Genomic DNA, 13,895 nt, shown 5'->3' on the forward strand with positions numbered 1-13,895 from the left:
CTCCGTGGACAGATCATTCTTTTGAGCGATCCCGTATCCGGGTCGCGATTGCCGTACTGACGACGGCTTCTGTTTTTATTTGCAGCGACATGTTCCAACGACCAGCGTGCGCTCGCCCGTGGTCAGATCCCGCTCGGTACTGCAACCATGGTGCCAATTCAAACAGGTGTATCAGCGCAAACAGGCTTGGAAGAGCTGTTGGCCAGTTTCTTTTCGTGACTGATCAGCCACTGACCAATACGTCAGAAAAACTGGCGCGCTTTGTCCTACGATCCGACGCTTTATGCCACTCACCACGCGACTCGCAGCGCAGCTGGGTGACGAATATCATCTCGCTGTCAAGCGACGAAGCCCGAACTTAAGTGTGCAAAGGCATAACGGATCGAATGCATATTTCATTGGGTAACAAAAAAGTGTTACCAACCGGAGGTCGGTAACACTTTTTTGTGGAGCAAAACCCGTTTCAGGCCTAAAGCCAACCAGTCAAGCGTCAACGCCCCGAGTATGTAGGAGCGGCGCCCCACCGCGAACCGGCGATCGCCCCGAGGCGGGGTACTACCAAGGCTGCTTCGGGAGCCCTATCTGATCGGCATCAGTCTTAGGCCAGGCTCTTGCTCACCACTTCATAGACATCGCTAGACAGCTCACCGGAGGCGAGGATGCGCTCCAGCTCGGCCTTCATCAGTGCCTGACGCGCCGAACCGTACTTGCGCCAGCGGGTCAGCGGCGCCAGCAGGCGCGAAGCGATCTGCGGGTTGAGGGCGTTGAGAGTGATCACCTGGTCGGCTAGAAAGCGATAGCCCGCCCCGTCTGCGCGGTGAAAGTTGATCAGGTTCTGGTTGGCGAAGGCACCTATCAGCGCACGCACCTTGTTCGGATTCTTCAAGGTGAAGGCTTCGTGCTGCATCAACACATGCACACGCTCCAGGCCTCCCGGCAGCGGGCAACCGGCCTGCACGCTGAACCACTGATCCATGACCAGCGGATTGTCCTTGAAGAAGTCGGCGAACATGGCCAGGGCCTTGCCCTGCTCTTCCTGGAATGGCGAATTGACCAGCACTGCCAGCGCGGCAAGGCGCTCAGTCATGTTGTCAGCGTTGTCGAACTGGTCGACGCAGGCCGCCAATATCTCGGGCTTCTCGCTGAGCATCAGATAGGACAGCGCGATGTTCTGCAGGCTGCGGCGAGCGAAGTGCGCTGCCTCGGCCACGTAAGGCGTGGCCTTGGAGACTTCACGGTTGGCCTGGTAGCGCGCCCACAGTGGAGCGAACAGCGCGCTGGCCAGTTGCTGGCGGGCGAACTCGCGTGCGGCATGGATGGCCTCGACATCGGCCACTTCACTGACCTCGGTGAGATAGGCCTCACCCGGCAGCGAAAGCATTTCCGCGACCATGGCCTGATCCAGCGACTCGTCTTCGAGCAATGTACGCAGCGCGGTGACCAGGCGCTGATCCAGCACCAGGGCTTCGCCACGCTGGTGCTGGCCGATCAGTTCCTGCAGGACCTGCACAGAAAGCTGCTGGCCAGCTTCCCAGCGGTTGAAGCCATCCGAATCGTGCTGCATGAGGAACATCAGCTGGTCACGGCTGTAGGGGAAGTGCAGTTTGACCGGTGCACTGAAGCCGCGCAGCAAGGAGGGCAGCGGCTTCTCGACGACGCCCTCGAAGGTGAAGGTCTGCTCAGCCTCGATCACCGACAATACGCGACTGGTGCCTTGCGCCGCGCTTTCGCCCTGCAGGCGCAGCGGCAGCTCAGCGCCCTGGGCATCGAGCAAGCCGAGCGCCACGGGAATCACGAACGGCAGCTTCTCGCTCTGCCCCGGCGTCGCCGGGCAGCTCTGGCGGAAGGTCAAGCTGTAGGTCTGCGCCGCCTCGTCATAGGCTTCGCTGACTTCCAGGCGCGGCGTGCCGGCCTGGGTGTACCAGCGTTTGAACTGGGTCAGGTCGATGCCACTGGCATCCTCCATGGCCTTGACGAAATCGTCGCAGGTCACGGCCTGGCCGTCGTGACGCTCGAAGTACAGGTCCGAGCCCTTGCGGAATAGCTCCGGGCCGAGCAGGGTGTGGATCATGCGCAGCACTTCCGAACCCTTCTCGTAGATGGTCAGGGTGTAGAAGTTGGAGATCTCCATGTACGCGTCCGGGCGCACCGGGTGAGCCATGGGGCCGGCGTCCTCGGCGAACTGGTGGGTACGCAGGTAGGCCACGTCCTCGATGCGCTTGACGGTGCGCGAATGGGTATCGGCGGAGAACTCGCTGTCGCGGAACACGGTGAAGCCTTCCTTGAGCGACAGCTGGAACCAGTCGCGGCAGGTCACGCGGTTGCCCGACCAGTTGTGGAAGTACTCGTGCGCCACCACCGCTTCGACGCGCTGGTGGGCGGCGTCGGTGGCGGTCTCGGCCTTGGCCAGCACGCAGCTGGAGTTGAAGATGTTGAGGCCCTTGTTCTCCATGGCGCCCATGTTGAAGTCGTTGACCGCCACGATCATGAAGATGTCCAGGTCGTACTCGCGGCCATAGACCTCCTCGTCCCATTTCATCGAGCGCTTGAGGCTGTCCATGGCGTGCTGCACCTTGTCGATGTTCTCCGGCTCGACGTAGATGCGCAGTGCCACCTCTCGGCTGCTCATGGTGGTGAAGCTGTCCTCCACGCACCAGAGGTCACCGGCGACCAGGGCGAACAGGTAGGCTGGCTTCTTGAACGGGTCTTCCCAGGTCGCCCAATGACGACCGCCCTCCTCGCTGCCGCTGGCAATCGGGTTGCCGTTGGACAGCAACACCGGGTAGGCATGCTGTTCGGCGCTGACCGTGGTGGTGAACTTGCTCATCACGTCCGGGCGGTCGAGGTAGAAGGTGATCTTGCGAAAGCCCTCGGCCTCGCACTGGGTACAGAACATCGTGCCGGACTTGTACAGGCCTTCCAGCGCGGTGTTGCTCTCCGGGTGGATGCGCACGCTGCTGTCGACCACGAAGCGCTCCTGGGTCGGCTGCAGGGTCAGGTGGCTGTCAGTCAGGCTGTAATCGCCCGCGTTCAACTCACGGTCGTCGAGCTTGAGCTCCAGCAGCTCCAGTTGCAGGCCATCCAGTACGAGCTTCGGCAAGCCGGCGCCCGCCTCCGGGTTGCGACGCATGACCAGTTGCGCATGCACCAGGCTGTGATCCTCGAACAGCTCGAAGGTCAGGTGGGTTTCGTCTATCAGGTAGTCGGGAACCTGATAGTCCTTCAGATAAATGGTCTTGGATTGTTCGGTGCGCATGGCTCTTGGCCTCTCGTCTGCGGCGCCCCGGGCGCCGGTGGCAATCTGGTGTCAGGCGGCGATCTCGTGGACGGCCAACTGATAGGCGGTGTACTTGCGGATATTGATCACGCCGGTGTCGAACATCAGGTACTGGCCCTTGATACCGAGCAGAGTACCTTCGGCCAGGGGCTGCTTGTCCAGATTGAAGCTGGTGATCTTGGCCGGATAGGCCTCGATGGGGTAACGAATCTCCAGCACTTCGGCAGCGGAAAGCGGCTGGATGGCTTGCAGGCCGAAGCGTTGCTGCAACTGGGTAATGCCCGAACCGCAGCTATCGAACAACTGCTCGCGAATCGCCAGCAGATCGACCGGTACGGCGTCGCCCTTGAGCAGTGCGCGCCAGTTGGTCTTGTCCGCCACCTGGCTGCGCAACAGGTCTTCGACGAAGCCGGACTGCTGCCGGGTGGCCACGCGCAGGATGGGCAGCGCCTGGGTCGCACCCTGGTCGATCCAGCGCGTCGGCACCTGACTGGCGCGGGTAATGCCGACCTTCACGCCACTGGAGTTGGCCAGGTAGACGATGTGATCGGTCATGCAGAACTGCTCGCCCCAGCTCGGCTCGCGGCAGGTGCCTGCATCGTAATGACACCTCTCCGGGCTCATGATGCAGACATCGCATTGCGCCAGCTTCTGCATGCAGGGGTAGCAGTAGCCCTGGCTGAAGCTGGTCTTGGTCTTGCGTCCGCAGTGCGTGCAATGGATGGCGCCGAGGTATTCCAGGCGCAGGTGCTTGCCCACCAGCGGGTTGACCGGCACTTCTTCGTCGCCAAGACGGAAGGCGTATTGCACCGGCGCATCCAGATGCGCCCTCATCTTGCTCAGCGAGCCACGTCCCAACTCGCTCATCAGTGCAGGGTATCCGAGGACTTGAACAACAGGTTGGGTACCGGCTCGGATTTGCTGCTGCACTCCTGCGGGCCCATGTAACCGGTGCGCTCTTCCTCCGGCAGATTCTGCATTTCCCAGGCGATCATCGCCTGCAGGCTCAACTCTTTCTGTTCCTGGGTCAGCTTGCGGCCGTCCGGCCATTTGCCGATTTCCACGGCCAGCTTGAGGCTCTCGTAGATTTCCGGGGTGATGTTTTCAATCGCATCGAGAAAGGACGACATACAGGTCTCCAAGTAAATCGTAGGGTGGGCCGGGCGGCGTTCCGCTTCAGCCCACCAAATAAATCAGCGTCTTGCCAGCATACCGCCAAGCAGGCCGGTCAGGCAGCCGATGAGCAGACCGCCGACATGCGCAGCATTGGCAATGGCGCCAATACCCAGCGTTTCGAAGATGCCGGTCATACAGACCACCAGCCAGATCAACATCATCACCAGCACGCCAGGCGGCAGCCGATAGACAGCGTTCGGTGCCAGGCGCTGGTAGATCCAGCAATGCCCGAGCAGACCATAAAGTACGCCGGACAAGCCGCCGAACAACGACGGCCCGGCCCACCAGTATTGGGCGAAGTTCGACGCCAGACCAAACAGCAGAGTCAGCCCCAGCAGACCGATGGCGCCCTGGCGAAACTCGATTCGCCGTCCCAACTCCCAGTACCACAGGCTGTTCATCGCCAGATGCAGCCAGCCGAAGTGAATCAGCATCGGCGTGATCAGGCGCCACCACTGGCCACTATCGAGCGTGGCATCCAGATAGGTCAGATAGATGTGCTCGCCGTCGATGCGAAAGTCGACGAAGCTCAGCCAGCGGATCGCCGAGAAATTCTCACCCGCCAGGGTCACCGCAAAGACGATGAAGGTGGCCAGCAACATCAGCGCCGTGACCGGGCTGCGCCGTAGCTGAGTGGCGAAGCTCTCGCGCACCGGGGCAACGCTTGGCGGCAGTTCTCCGGCGTCATCGCCCTGCGGATGATGCGCATAGAGCTCGCGCACCTGCTCTGCAAGCTCCTGCCCCGGCACCCAGAGCACCTGCTCGCCGCCCTCTTCCGATACCCGGTGCGGCACGTTCAAACGCTGCAATAGCCCCACAAAACCGCTTAGATCGGTATCCAGCGGCAAGCGCAGCACTTCTACTGCCGTCATCGCGGCGCCTCCTGCGGATCGACATCGACCCAGACGAATTTCCCCGCGTCCAGGCGCGTTTCCTGATCCAGACGATAAGCCACCAGACGGCCACCAACCACCGCGCTGTAATCCAGGCAGGCCAGGTTGGGCCGTATCGGAGCCGGCTTGCCACGCCGCCAGTAGTGGCCGACGAACAACAGCGGCTCATGCGCGCCGTACCTGAGCAGCTCGTCCTTCTGCAGTTCGGTCAATGGCGTCTGCGCCGCCAGCTCCGGCAAGGCATCGGGCTGGAAGACGATATCGCCATAAGTCTTCGGGTCCTCCTCCCAGAACTTGGTGCGGAAGTACGAGCGGGTAAAGCCATCGCCGCTGGTCAGGGTCAGACCATGCGGCAGACGCATGTCGGTCCCGCGCAACAGGCGATCGAGCGCCATGTTGGCGAAACTACCGGGCACCGCCGAGGCCTGCAGGAAATGTTCATCGATGCAGCCATTGGGGAATTGCGCCTTGAGCGGCGTGATCAACTCGTCATCCCAGCAGGCGTGTACTACGCGGAAGCGCCCGGCATCGATGAACAGCGGCATCTCGTAGAACCAGCGGAGAAACTCACGCCACTCCTGCGGATGATCCTCGAACTGCGCCAATGTCTCGCGCATCAGGCGCTGGTGGCGCGGACTGTGTTCGCGTACGTACTGACGACCACTACCCGGCGGCGCCGGCGTGCTCCAACCCAAGGCATTGAACTCGTGATTGCCCATGATGCACAGCGCCTGGCCGGCGCGAACCATGTCATGCACCAGATGCAGGGTTTCGCGGATGCCCGGGCCGCGGTCTACCAGGTCACCCAGGAAGATCACCATGCGCGTCGGATGGCGCCACACGCCACCTTGGCGGCTGTAACCCAAATGTTCGAGCAGGCGTTCGAGGGTTTGCGCACAACCGTGGATATCACCGATCAGGTCATAGCCACGATGGGGGTCGAGGGGCATTCAGTCCTGCCCTCCCAGGCGGCTGCCCCATCCAAGCTTGGTGCGGCAGACCTCATAGTAGTTGTGATCCAGCGGGTGGATCAGACGCAGCTTCTGTGCCTTCTTGGCCACGTGCAGGGTGTCACCCGGCGCACAGGTGAAATGGTTCTGGCCGTCGCAGGACACCTGCGGATAGATGGTCATGTCCGCCGACACCACCACCTTCAGCTCGCTGTTGCCGTCGACCACGATGGGCCGGCTGGACAGCGTATGCGGGTACATCGGCACCACCACGATGGCGTCGAGCTTGGGATGCATGATCGGCCCGCCAGCGGACAACGCATAGGCGGTCGAGCCCGTGGGCGTGGCGACGATCAGGCCGTCGGCCTTCTGGCTGCAGACGAACTGGCCGTCGATATACAGCTCGAACTCGATCATCCGCGTCGACTTGCCGGGGTGCAGCACCACGTCGTTGAGCGCGTCACCCTGGCCGATGGCCTCGCCCTGACGACGCACCTCGGCTTCGAGCAAGAAGCGATTCTCGGTCAGATACTGGCCTTCGAGCACCTGCGCCACCTTGAGCTCCAGCTCATCAGGGCGAATATCTGTGAGAAAACCCAGGCTGCCACGGTTGATCCCCAGCACCGGCACCTTGTGCCGCGCCAGGGCGCGGGCGGCGCCAAGCATGCTGCCGTCGCCACCGACGACGATCACCAGGTCGCAGACCTCGCCAAGCATCTTGCGCGAGGAGGTTTGCAGGCCGTGTCCCGGCAGCACGTCGGCGATGGTGTCCTCGAGGATCACATGCAGGTGACGATCGATCAGAAAGCGCTTGAGTCGCCGCACGGTTTCCAGCACCCGCGTGCTGCCCAAGCGCCCGATGATGCCGACATTGCGAAATTGCTCCATGGGACTCCCGCCAGACAGATAAGAAACGAAGAGAGATTATCGGCCAAAGGTCTGGGCGGCAGCAAACCAGCACTGTTACTCGCAGGCCGTTGAAAAACTACCTGCGTTGCCATTGCTGCGTTAAAAACAGGCTCAAAATGCTCATTTACAGCTCGTAAACTCCGCTTTTTCGCCTGTTTTTGCCTTGCACTGGCTGCCTCGCCTACGTTTTTCAATGGTCTGCTGCGCTATGCTCGGGTCATGACTGCTCCCGACTCGCTGCACGATCTGCTGCTGGGCTTGCGTACCCCGGCTGTGCGTGACCTGGCCTGGGCGCTGTTCTCGCCACCCATGCTGGGTGAGACCCCGAAAGTCCAGCGTCATCCGCTACAGGCCAGTTGCTGGACGCGGCAACCGCAGCGGCTGGCTGACTGGCTCGTGCAGCAGGACAACGATGCCGGTGCCCTGCATGCCTGGCTGGCCACGAAACCGGTGCGCCGCCTCGGCCTCTATTACGAACGCCTGTGGCAGTTCGCCCTGCATGCGGCACCGGATGTCGAGGTCGTCGCCGCCAATCTGCCGATCCGCCAGAACGGCCAGACGCTGGGCGAACTAGACCTGCTGCTGCGCGACGAAGAAGGCGAACACCATCTTGAATTGGCAGTGAAGTTCTATCTCGGCACGGACGGCAGCGACACCGCTGACTGGCTCGGCCCGGGCAGTCATGATCGGCTCGACCTGAAACTGAGCCACCTCGCGCAGCACCAGTTACCCCTGTCTTCGCGCCGGGAGGCACGGGGAGCGCTGAACGACCTGCAACTGGGCGAAACTCGATCCGCCTTCTGGCTCGGCGGCTACCTGTTCTATCCCTGGCCCGACGACTCCCCCGCGCCTCGCGGCGCCACCTCCGAACACTGCCGTGGGCGCTGGCTGCACCAGCGCGACTGGAATGACTTCGCCGCGACAAAGCCAGGCGCGCACTGGCAGCCGCTACCGCGCCTGGCCTGGTTGGCGCCGGCTCTGGTGAGTGCCGACGGAGTCTGGTCCGATGAAATGCTCCAGCAATGGCTGAACACGCTGCGCCCGGAGGCTCAGGCGCAACTGTTGGTAAGACTGGAGGAGGATCATGCCGGGAATTGGCGAGAGGTAGAGCGGATCTTTCTGGTCAATGATCAGTGGCCAACGCGCTCGTAGCCGGATGCAATCCGGAATGCATGCGCCTGCAATCCCCGGATTTCATCCGGACTACGCTTGCCCAAGAGCAAGCGCTGTTCAGCGGCTGCGCTCGGTACGCCCACCGGAACGAGCCAGATACCCTGCGCCGCTTTCACAGAGCAGCGCATCACGCTGCACCGCCGGCAGGACGTCCAGGCCACCGCGCAAGGCGTAAACGCTGTAACCCAGTTGCGAGAGTAGAAACACCGCGCTGCTGCTGCGCTTGCCGCTGTCGCAGTAGCACAGGTAGGTGCGTGATCGCTCCAGCAGGCGCGCCTTCAGACGCAACAGCTGCAGCGGCATGTGCAGCGCTTGCGGCGCATGTGCCTTTTCGTACTCTTCCAGCAGGCGTACGTCGAGCCACTGCGCGCCCTGCGTCAGCAACCTGGCGCCCTCGCCCAGCGACACCTCGGCCACCACGGGTGCCTTGAGCAAGGCAAAGAAATCCTGACGATCCAGACGCAACACACTGCCGGCCTCGACCATGGTCACCGTGGCATTTCGCGGCCGGTCGGCAAGCAGGGCCTCCTCGCCGAAACATGCGCCAACCTCCAGCTCCGCCAGCACCTGGTGCTCGCTACCAGCACCTCGGATCACCTCGGCGCGGCCGCTTTCCAGGAAATAGCAGCAATCGCCAGTGGCACCCTCTTCGATAATCTGGCTGCCAGCCGCCAGCTCGATCTTCTGCAAGCGAGCGAGCATGCTCTGCACGTTGGCCGGCGGCACCTTGGCAAACAACGGGTTTTCCAGCAGCCTCTCCAGCCACTCGACATCGACGCCGCTCTGCTGCAGCGCCAGCAACAGGTCCTGATGGGCCAGACGCCAGGTCAGCAGGCGATCGAGCGTGGCACTGTCGATCATCAGCACGCTGACATCGCTCACGGCGCGGGCGTCATGTAACCGCGGCAGGCCGGGCGACAACGGGTGGCAGCTGATCTCGCTACCGGCCTGCACCCTCTGCGCTCTGCCCTCGGCATCCTGCAGCTGCAACTCGCCGGCCAGCAGATAGCAGGTCAGGCGCGCCTGATCCCCCCGACGAAACAGCAGTTGCCCGGCCAACAGAGGCTGCGGCACCAGCTGGCTACGCAACTCGCGCCACTGCTGCTCAGAAAGCACGTTGAGCGGCGTCAGGCTGCGCAGTTGTTCGGGAGTAAGGGGTTCGCTCATGAGGATTTCCAGGCTCCGCTGGTCAGACCTGAGTGTAGTCGGCGCTGGCGCCCATCAACACCCGACGCCCTTGCAAGCCGCCAGTATGAATGAATATCAGCCGACTGCCGCGCGCAAGTTGACCGCTCTTGCAGAAATCGCGCAGCGCCATAAGCGCCTTGCCGGTATACACAGGCTCCAGCGGCACACCGCTGGCCTGCTCGGTTTCCAGGATGAACTGGCGCAGTGGCTCGTCGAGACGCGCAAAACCGCCGCGCGCGGCGTCGATCAGTTGGTAGCGCCGCTCCGACGCCCCGGCCTCGTCCAGCAGCCTGGCGACCTGAGTGGCGACGCCATGGTCGCTCGGTACGGCCTGCGCGCCGAACACCCTGCGCCGAACATCACCCAGCAGCACACCGGCCAGGGTGGTGCCGGTCCCCGTAGCCAGCCACCAGGCATCGAAATCAGACCAGCCGATATCTGCCAGCTGCGCTTCGGCCATCGCCACCAGACAGCTGCAGCCATTAGCGCCCTGAAGGCCCAGACCGCCCTCGCCGATCACCTGGAAACCCGGATAGCGGGCGAGCCAGGGCGCCCAGAAGTTCGGCTGATGCCGCGCACGGTAGCCGCCGTAACCCAGCCAGTGCAGCGCCATGCCCATGCGCTGCAGGTCATCGACGGTCGGGGTCTGCTGCGCTTCACCACGCAACAGACCGACGCAGGCGAAACCGAAACGCCGGCCCGCCGCGGCCAGCGCATGCAAATGATTGGAGTGCGCTCCTCCCAGGCTGATCACCCCCTGCGCGCCAGCCGCAGCGGCCTGCTCAAGATAGGGCGCGAGCTTGAACCACTTGTTGCCAGACAGCAGCGGGTCGACAAGATCCAGGCGCAGGCAGGCGAGCTCGACGCCGGCAGCCTCGAGCCAGTCCAGTTGCAGAGGTTGTAGCGGCGCCCGCGGGCGCCAGGTGGGAATCCGTATTGGCAAGGTCAGCTGACGGTGCGCAGACGACTGCTCGCCTTGTGCCGCGCGCAGCAGTTCGAATCACCCAGAGTGAAACGGCTGGGCGTATCGACACGATCGATGGGAATGGCGCAGCGCTCCCCACTGGGCAAGGATGCATCGCAGCTGGGCTGCTGATAATGCGCCAACCAGTGCCGATACTGCTCTTCGGAAACGAAGCATTTGCCAGCGGCGTAGGCCATGGGATTGTCCTGATAGCGGGCGACATCCTGCAGGGGAATGGTCAGGTGCCCGGCGCCGGGATGGTACACCACGAACACCACGCCAAGCTTGGCCAGACGATCCAGCACCTGGTCACCGCCCTGACTGGCGAACGCATCGCGCTCACGCTTGAGGCGTTCGATTTCCGCTTGCAACTGGGCATCCAGCTCGTTGCGATAGGCCAGTTCGACGTCGCGTATGGCGATCTGTTCCTTGTACTCCGCCACGGCCGCAGCGACCTTGGCGCGCATTTCACCATCGTACTGCGCACGCAGGATATCGCCCTCGGTACGACCATGACGCTCGAGGGCACGCAGTTGTTGAGTCATTTCCTCACGGCTGCTCTGGAAACTTTCGGCCTGGGCGGCCAGTTGCGCCTTGAGGTTGGCGTTGAGCTCCTCCTGCTGGCGCAGTGCCTGATGCAGCCCATGGATCTGCGCCTGCAGATTCTTGCTCTGCTCCTCGCTGGCCAGTTTGAACTTGGCCAATTCGTCTTCATGCTGCTGGGTCAGGCTGGTGATGCGCAGGCGCTGCTGCTGAATCAGCTGCGCGGTCTTGGCACGATGCTCATGATCCATCTTCTGCGCCAGTTGCTCGGCCACTTCCTTGGCCGGGTCGGGCGCATACCATTTATCTTCGGAAGCTACCTGCAAACGCTCGGCAACCACCGACTGGGCACTGTCATCCTCGATCAAGAGCCCGAGCTGATTGCGTTTGACTGCATCGCGCAGCAATACCAGATCGTTCTGTGCGGGGGCCAGGCTGGGGTCCCACAGGTGCATCTGATGCCAGGACACCGGGCACTGGCTGCGACAGGCCAGGCGAATCGGCCCTGCGCCAAGATCCGGACCACGCCCGGCACGTTCGGCCAGATGTTGCAGAGGAATGTTCCAGCCCTTGTCGGGGCGACCGTCCTCGTCGAAATCCAGAAAGAAGAATACCGCCGCCCTGACCAGCAGCCGCGGGTTGATCACCACGAATACCGCGCGCATCTGTTCGTCGGCGAACTCGGGCATGTTCACCACACCATCGAGCAAAGCTTCGAACTCAGGGAACATCATCTGTTTGCAGATACCGCGTTCACTAAAGAACATCACGGCTTCCACCATCTGCGGCTTGTTCTGCATGCTCATTGAGGACCCTCTGGACCAACCGGGAATACGCGCGCGCATAGTCGCGTGCCGGAGCAGCGCATACTCCGGCACTGATATCGTCCTTGATATCTGAGGCAAGTCTAGGGGAAAACCCGACCACAGCAATGTGACTGGGTTGGCACTCACTCTGCGAGCCAGGCCGAATAGACCACCGCTTAGCGCAAAAATGTGACAAGACCGGAAAGTACGAAAGCTGCCAGCGGCCCGGTCCGCCTGGATGCTTAACAGCCTGCCAAGCACAACTCGATCGGCGGATTCTTGCTTTTCACCCCTGCCTCACAAGCGGAATTTTGCCTATTTCAGCCAGTGCCATTGGGCTCATCCGCTCTAGACCGGTGGTCCGACATCCTGGCACGTCACCTGCTCTGGCACTTACAAGCTCGCGTGCCTGTCGCGCGGCCGGACTGATAAAAAAGACAAGAGGTCAGCCATGTTCCGCCATCACTTCACTGCCAACCCCTCATCGTTCAATCCGCTTCGCGAGTGCCTATCCCGGCGCCAGAAGACTGCCTGCACAGCACTGCCGCGTCCTTAGCTAAAAACAACAACAACGGAGAATTCCCATGCACTTAGCCAAGCGCCTTGGCCTGCTCGCCGCTGCCGCGATTTTGGCCAGTAGCCCCAACGCTCACGCCAACCCAACCTCGATCAACATCCTTACCGGCGGTACCAGTGGCGTTTATTACCCGCTGGGTATGAGCCTGTCCGAGCTTTACAGCGAGCGCATCGCAGACTCGAACACCAGCGTACGGGCCACCAAGGCCTCGGTAGAGAACCTCAACCTGCTGCAGATCGCCCGTGGCCAGTTGGCCTTCGCCCTGGGCGACTCCGTTGCCGATGCCTGGAAAGGCGATGAAGAAGCTGGCTTCAGAGCCCCGCGTGATCGCCTGCGCGCTATCGCCGGGATCTACCCGAACTACATCCAGATCGTTGCCAGCAAGGCATCGGGGATCACCCGCCTGGAAGATCTGCGCGGCAAACGTATTTCCGTCGGGGCGCCGCGCTCAGGTACCGAGCTCAACGCCAGGGCCATCTTCAAGGCCGCGGGTCTCAGCTACGCGGATATGGGCCACGTCGAATTCAAGCCCTACGCCGAATCGGTCGAACTGATCGAGAAAGGCCAACTGGACGCCACCCTGCAGTCGGCCGGCCTGGGTATGGCGGCGATTCGCGACCTGGCCGAACGCGTGCCAATCACCTTCGTCGCCATCCCAGAGCAGGTGGTGTCACGTATCGGCAGCAGCGCCTACCAGTCGGGCACCATTCCTGCCGGCACCTACAAGGGCCAGGCCAACGACGTGACGACGGCGACCATCACCAACGTCCTGGTCAGCCAGACCAGCGTTTCCGACGCCGTGGCCTATCAGATGACCAAGTTGCTCTTCGAGAACCTCGACCGACTGGCCGAAGCGCATCCAGCCGCCAGGGACATCAGACTGGAACGGGCGACCAGTGGCCTGCCGATTCCGCTGCATCCCGGCGCCGAGCGCTTCTATCGTGAGGTGGGCGTTCTCAAGTAGAGCGCCCCTCAGCCCTTGGCGGCGGCGAGAAAGGGCGCCAGGCGCTGCGCCATTTCCGCGCCGAGCGCCTGCAGCCCGCTCATCGGGCGCACCATCACCTCGAACTCGACGATTCGCCCCAAGTCGTCGAAGCGAATCATGTCGATGCCCTTCAACTCGCGCTCGCCAACCTTGGCGGAAAACTCCAGCACCACACTGAGGCCATCGGCAGTAGCCAGTTCGCGGTGATAGGCAAAATCCTCGAACACCTTGAGCACGGTATTGAGGATCAGATTGACCACCTGCGCGCCAGGATAAGGGGTGTGCGCCATGGGCGAACGGAACACCGCCTGAGGATGCAGCAACTCGGGCAAGGCGCTCAGATCCTTGGCGGCGACAAACTGGTGCCAGCGTTCGAGGCTGGTCGCAGCAGCAGGTTGTAGCTGGGCATTGAGAGACATCGGCTTCTCCTTGTTGTTTTAAGGCCAGAAAGCAA

General features: G+C 62.4%; 12 protein-coding genes. 2 read left to right on the forward strand and 10 right to left on the reverse strand.

Features of this window, described 5'->3' with window-relative positions; genetic code table 11:
* Positions 1 to 598: 598 nt before the first annotated feature.
* The 6 genes from pepN to JWV26_RS01610 all read right to left on the reverse strand — a co-directional run bounded on the left by pepN (position 599) and on the right by JWV26_RS01610 (position 7,184).
* The gene (pepN, locus tag JWV26_RS01585; RefSeq protein WP_206418228.1) at positions 599 to 3,256 is read right to left on the reverse strand and encodes an aminopeptidase N; all 2,658 of its coding nucleotides are present in this window, start codon (positions 3,254 to 3,256) and stop codon (positions 599 to 601) included.
* A 51-nt stretch (positions 3,257 to 3,307) separates the two neighbouring features.
* Positions 3,308 to 4,144, reverse strand: a complete 837-nt coding sequence (locus tag JWV26_RS01590; RefSeq protein WP_206418229.1) for a DUF2797 domain-containing protein — start codon at positions 4,142 to 4,144, stop codon at positions 3,308 to 3,310.
* A complete protein-coding gene (locus JWV26_RS01595) occupies positions 4,144 to 4,407 on the reverse strand; it encodes a YeaC family protein (protein ID WP_017679055.1) in 264 nt (87 codons plus the stop codon). The genes JWV26_RS01590 and JWV26_RS01595 overlap by 1 nt, the downstream gene beginning before the upstream one ends.
* Positions 4,408 to 4,470: 63 nt before the next feature.
* Entirely contained in the window at positions 4,471 to 5,325 is an 855-nt protein-coding gene (locus JWV26_RS01600) for a rhomboid family intramembrane serine protease (protein ID WP_206418230.1), read from the reverse strand.
* Positions 5,322 to 6,296, reverse strand: a complete 975-nt coding sequence (locus JWV26_RS01605; protein WP_206418231.1) for a metallophosphoesterase — start codon at positions 6,294 to 6,296, stop codon at positions 5,322 to 5,324. The genes JWV26_RS01600 and JWV26_RS01605 overlap by 4 nt, the downstream gene beginning before the upstream one ends.
* Complete coding sequence (locus JWV26_RS01610) at positions 6,297 to 7,184, reverse strand: NAD(+) kinase (RefSeq protein ID WP_017679052.1); 888 nt, start codon at positions 7,182 to 7,184, stop codon at positions 6,297 to 6,299.
* 240 nt (positions 7,185 to 7,424) lie between these two features.
* Between JWV26_RS01610 and JWV26_RS01615 the strand changes: the two genes are divergently transcribed.
* On the forward strand, positions 7,425 to 8,357 hold the full coding sequence (locus tag JWV26_RS01615; protein ID WP_072425375.1) for a DUF1853 family protein: 933 nt from the start codon (positions 7,425 to 7,427) through the stop codon (positions 8,355 to 8,357).
* 78 nt (positions 8,358 to 8,435) lie between these two features.
* Here JWV26_RS01615 and JWV26_RS01620 read toward each other — a convergent pair whose 3' ends face one another.
* The 3 genes from JWV26_RS01620 to JWV26_RS01630 are packed head-to-tail and all read right to left on the reverse strand — an operon-like array spanning position 8,436 to position 11,879.
* A complete protein-coding gene (locus JWV26_RS01620) occupies positions 8,436 to 9,545 on the reverse strand; it encodes a cyclic nucleotide-binding domain-containing protein (protein ID WP_072425376.1) in 1,110 nt (369 codons plus the stop codon).
* Positions 9,546 to 9,567: 22 nt separating this feature from the next.
* Entirely contained in the window at positions 9,568 to 10,509 is a 942-nt protein-coding gene (locus tag JWV26_RS01625; protein WP_206418232.1) for a 1-aminocyclopropane-1-carboxylate deaminase/D-cysteine desulfhydrase, read from the reverse strand.
* Positions 10,510 to 10,511: 2 nt separating this feature from the next.
* Positions 10,512 to 11,879: a chromosome partitioning protein ParA gene (locus tag JWV26_RS01630; RefSeq protein WP_072425378.1), complete on the reverse strand. Its 1,368-nt coding sequence runs from the start codon at positions 11,877 to 11,879 to the stop codon at positions 10,512 to 10,514.
* 584 nt (positions 11,880 to 12,463) lie between these two features.
* Between JWV26_RS01630 and JWV26_RS01635 the strand changes: the two genes are divergently transcribed.
* The gene (locus JWV26_RS01635; RefSeq protein ID WP_074918034.1) at positions 12,464 to 13,420 is read left to right on the forward strand and encodes a TAXI family TRAP transporter solute-binding subunit; all 957 of its coding nucleotides are present in this window, start codon (positions 12,464 to 12,466) and stop codon (positions 13,418 to 13,420) included.
* Between the two features lie 8 nt (positions 13,421 to 13,428).
* Here the strand turns inward: JWV26_RS01635 and JWV26_RS01640 are convergent, their stop codons facing one another.
* The gene (locus JWV26_RS01640) at positions 13,429 to 13,860 is read right to left on the reverse strand and encodes a nuclear transport factor 2 family protein (RefSeq protein ID WP_206418233.1); all 432 of its coding nucleotides are present in this window, start codon (positions 13,858 to 13,860) and stop codon (positions 13,429 to 13,431) included.
* Positions 13,861 to 13,895: the final 35 nt, after the last annotated feature.

The organism is Ectopseudomonas toyotomiensis (genome assembly GCF_017167985.1).
GTDB lineage: Bacteria > Pseudomonadota > Gammaproteobacteria > Pseudomonadales > Pseudomonadaceae > Aquipseudomonas > Aquipseudomonas toyotomiensis.

What these genes read in the sequence shown, in the direction of transcription:
- JWV26_RS01620 (WP_072425376.1), bottom strand. Translation starts at nt 9,545, where the DNA reads ATGAGCGAACCCCTTACTCCCGAACAACTGCGCAGCCTGACGCCGCTC.
- JWV26_RS01615 (WP_072425375.1), top strand. Translation starts at nt 7,425, where the DNA reads ATGACTGCTCCCGACTCGCTGCACGATCTGCTGCTGGGCTTGCGTACC.
- pepN (WP_206418228.1), bottom strand. Translation starts at nt 3,256, where the DNA reads ATGCGCACCGAACAATCCAAGACCATTTATCTGAAGGACTATCAGGTT.
- JWV26_RS01600 (WP_206418230.1), bottom strand. Translation starts at nt 5,325, where the DNA reads ATGACGGCAGTAGAAGTGCTGCGCTTGCCGCTGGATACCGATCTAAGC.
- JWV26_RS01605 (WP_206418231.1), bottom strand. Translation starts at nt 6,296, where the DNA reads ATGCCCCTCGACCCCCATCGTGGCTATGACCTGATCGGTGATATCCAC.
- JWV26_RS01595 (WP_017679055.1), bottom strand. Translation starts at nt 4,407, where the DNA reads ATGTCGTCCTTTCTCGATGCGATTGAAAACATCACCCCGGAAATCTAC.
- JWV26_RS01590 (WP_206418229.1), bottom strand. Translation starts at nt 4,144, where the DNA reads ATGAGCGAGTTGGGACGTGGCTCGCTGAGCAAGATGAGGGCGCATCTG.
- JWV26_RS01635 (WP_074918034.1), top strand. Translation starts at nt 12,464, where the DNA reads ATGCACTTAGCCAAGCGCCTTGGCCTGCTCGCCGCTGCCGCGATTTTG.
- JWV26_RS01610 (WP_017679052.1), bottom strand. Translation starts at nt 7,184, where the DNA reads ATGGAGCAATTTCGCAATGTCGGCATCATCGGGCGCTTGGGCAGCACG.
- JWV26_RS01640 (WP_206418233.1), bottom strand. Translation starts at nt 13,860, where the DNA reads ATGTCTCTCAATGCCCAGCTACAACCTGCTGCTGCGACCAGCCTCGAA.
- JWV26_RS01630 (WP_072425378.1), bottom strand. Translation starts at nt 11,879, where the DNA reads ATGAGCATGCAGAACAAGCCGCAGATGGTGGAAGCCGTGATGTTCTTT.